The following is a 2,771-nucleotide window of genomic DNA, read 5'->3' as shown; positions in this document are numbered from 1 at the left end:
CCAGCCGCCGAGGCGGGCGAAGGGCCAGAGGACGGCCGCCGTGATCAGCGCGTAGAGGGTGTAGACGAGGACCGGGGAGGTGAGGACGTCGAAGCCGCCGCCGACGAGGACGACGAGGGAGAGGACGGGGCCGACGACGGGCAGCGGGTCCCAGCCGACGCCGGGGAAGGCCTCCGGCCAGACGAGCGTGAGGGCGAGGAGGGCGGCGACGGCGGCGAGCGCGGCCCGTACGGGGGGCCGGTACGGCTCCAGGAGGTGCCGGGCCAGCTGGCCCCAGGCGCCGAGGCGGGTCACGGTGACGGTGATCAGGGCGAAGACGACGCCCCCGTAGACGACGCGGGCCTGGCCCCCTTCCCAGCCGCGGGCGCTGGTCGTGCCGTAGTACCACCACTCCTGCGGGGTGAGCGCGGTCAGCGGGACCCAGAGATAGGGGACGCCTCCGTTGCGCCAGACCGACCACAGGACGAGGCCGAGGAGGAGGGGGACGACCACGCCGGCCAGGGTGACCGGCGCGATGCGCCGGGCCGGGCGGGGCGGGGACGCGGGGACGTGCCGGAAGCGCCAGACGCCGGGGGCGGCCTCGGGACGCGGGGCGTCGAGCCATTCGGCGACGGGTCCCTTGGCGGCCGTCGCCGGACCCGCCGCGCCGGTGGTCGCGGGCGCCCCGGCGGGCCGGGGTGGCGCGGCCTGCGGCCCCGGGGCCGCCCCGGGGGCGTGGGCGGGCGGCGGGGGTACGGCCCCGGGGCTCCCGCCGGTACCGGAGCCCGGGCCCCCGCGCGTACCGGCGTCCGCCGGGGAACCCGGCGCGGGCCCGGCGCCCGGCGGATACGGCGGCGGGGCGGCCGGTGCCGCAGGGGCGGGGGCGGGCGGGGTCGGCGGGGCGGGCGGCGGGGTCGGGCGGGGCACCGCCGCCCCCCTGGTGTCGCGCGAGTCGTACGTGCCGTCGGTCTCCATGAACCCCTGCCCCCTGACCAGCCAGGTCGCCGCCACTGTGCCCTCGTCAATCTAACGGCCCGCGGCCGCCCCGGAGCGGTTTCTCCCAGCCGCCCGGGCCGACATCCGCCGCCCTGTCCATCGCGGACAACGACACGGCGTCACCACTCCCGAACGGCGCATGCCTCACCCCCTCCCCCCCGCCTAGCCTGCGGAGGAAACCCGCAAGTGCGTCCAGAACACCCCCAGGAGCCCCGCATGAACGCTGTCCCGCAGGAGCGGCGCGTCGTCACCGCCATCCCCGGTCCGAAGTCGCAGGAGCTTCAGGCCCGCCGTCTCGACACGGTCGCCGGCGGTGTGGGCTCCACGCTGCCCGTCTTCACCAAGCGGGCCGGCGGCGGCATCATCGAGGACGTCGACGGCAACCTGCTGATCGACTTCGGTTCCGGCATCGCCGTGACCTCCGTGGGCGCCTCCGCCGAGGCCGTCGTGCGCCGCGCCTCCGCGCAGCTGCAGGACTTCACGCACACCTGCTTCATGGTCACCCCGTACGAGGGCTACGTGGAGGTCTGCGAGGCGCTGGCCGAGCTGACCCCGGGCGACCACGCCAAGAAGTCCGCGCTGTTCAACTCGGGCGCCGAGGCCGTCGAGAACGCCGTCAAGATCGCCCGCTCGTACACCAAGCGCCAGGCCGTCGTCGTCTTCGACCACGGCTACCACGGCCGCACCAACCTCACGATGGCGCTGACGGCGAAGAACATGCCGTACAAGCAGGGCTTCGGCCCGTTCGCGCCCGAGGTCTACCGCGTACCGGTCGCCTACGGCTACCGCTGGCCCACCGGCCCGGAGAACTGCGGCCCCGAGGCCGCCGCCCAGGCGATCGACAACATCACCAAGCAGATCGGCGCCGAGAACGTCGCCGCGATCATCATCGAGCCGGTCCTCGGCGAGGGCGGCTTCATCGAGCCGGCCAAGGGCTTCCTGCCGGCGATCGTGAAGTTCGCCAACGACAACGGCATCGTCTTCGTCGCGGACGAGATCCAGGCCGGTTTCTGCCGCACCGGCCAGTGGTTCGCCTGTGAGGACGAGGGCATCGTCCCGGACCTCATCACCACCGCCAAGGGCATCGCGGGCGGTCTGCCGCTCGCCGCCGTCACCGGCCGCGCCGAGATCATGGACTCCGTCCACGGCGGCGGTCTGGGCGGCACCTACGGCGGCAACCCGGTGGCCTGCGCCGGTGCGCTCGGCGCCATCGAGACGATGAAGGAGCTCGACCTCAACGCCAAGGCGAAGCGCATCGAGGAGGTCATGAAGGGCCGCCTCACCGCCATGCAGGAGAAGTTCCCGGTCATCGGTGACATCCGTGGCCGCGGCGCCATGATCGCCATCGAGCTGGTGAAGGACCCGGTGACCAAGGAGCCGCACCCGGAGGCCGCCGCCGCGCTGGCCAAGGCCTGCCACGCCGAGGGTGTGCTCGTCCTCACCTGCGGCACCTACGGCAACGTGCTGCGCTTCCTGCCGCCGCTGGTCATCGGTGAGGACCTGCTGGGCGAGGGCCTGGACGTCATCGAGAACGCGTTCGCCCAGATCTGAGCCGTGCGGGCCCGGCGCGTCCGGGGCCCGCATCTCACACACGGTGTGAAGACTCTGTGGGGGGCCGATGGCGGGTCGCGTTTCCCGCTGTCGGTCCCCGCGTCTCTGTCGTACGGTTTCCGCAGATGAGAGAAACACCCCGGGCGGAGCCTCCCCAGCCCCGCCCACACCGTGCCTCCGCGCACGCCACCGGGGCCTCGCGCCCCGGGACTCCTCACCGATCGGATGGCCGCACGCCCCACACC

At 74.1% G+C, this 2,771-nt stretch carries 1 protein-coding gene and 2 pseudogenes; 2 read left to right on the top strand and 1 reads right to left on the bottom strand.

Features of this window, described 5'->3' with window-relative positions; all coding sequences use genetic code 11:
* Nucleotides 1–990: pseudogene (locus RIF68_RS33470) on the bottom strand (hypothetical protein); the annotation flags it as partial.
* A gap of 201 nt (nucleotides 991–1,191) precedes the next feature.
* Between RIF68_RS33470 and gabT the strand changes: the two are divergent.
* Together gabT and RIF68_RS33460 are read left to right on the top strand one after the other, a co-directional pair.
* Entirely contained in the window at nucleotides 1,192–2,526 is a 1,335-nt protein-coding gene (gabT, locus tag RIF68_RS33465; RefSeq protein ID WP_309055232.1) for a 4-aminobutyrate--2-oxoglutarate transaminase, read from the top strand.
* 125 nt (nucleotides 2,527–2,651) lie between these two features.
* Nucleotides 2,652–2,771, top strand: a pseudogene (locus RIF68_RS33460) (phosphoesterase); the annotation flags it as partial.

Source organism: Streptomyces sp. (genome assembly GCF_031178505.1).
Lineage (GTDB): Bacteria > Actinomycetota > Actinomycetes > Streptomycetales > Streptomycetaceae > Streptomyces > Streptomyces gulbargensis.
Note: the sequence above shows the minus strand (reverse complement) of the source record. Positions and strands in the feature narration are given on the sequence as shown.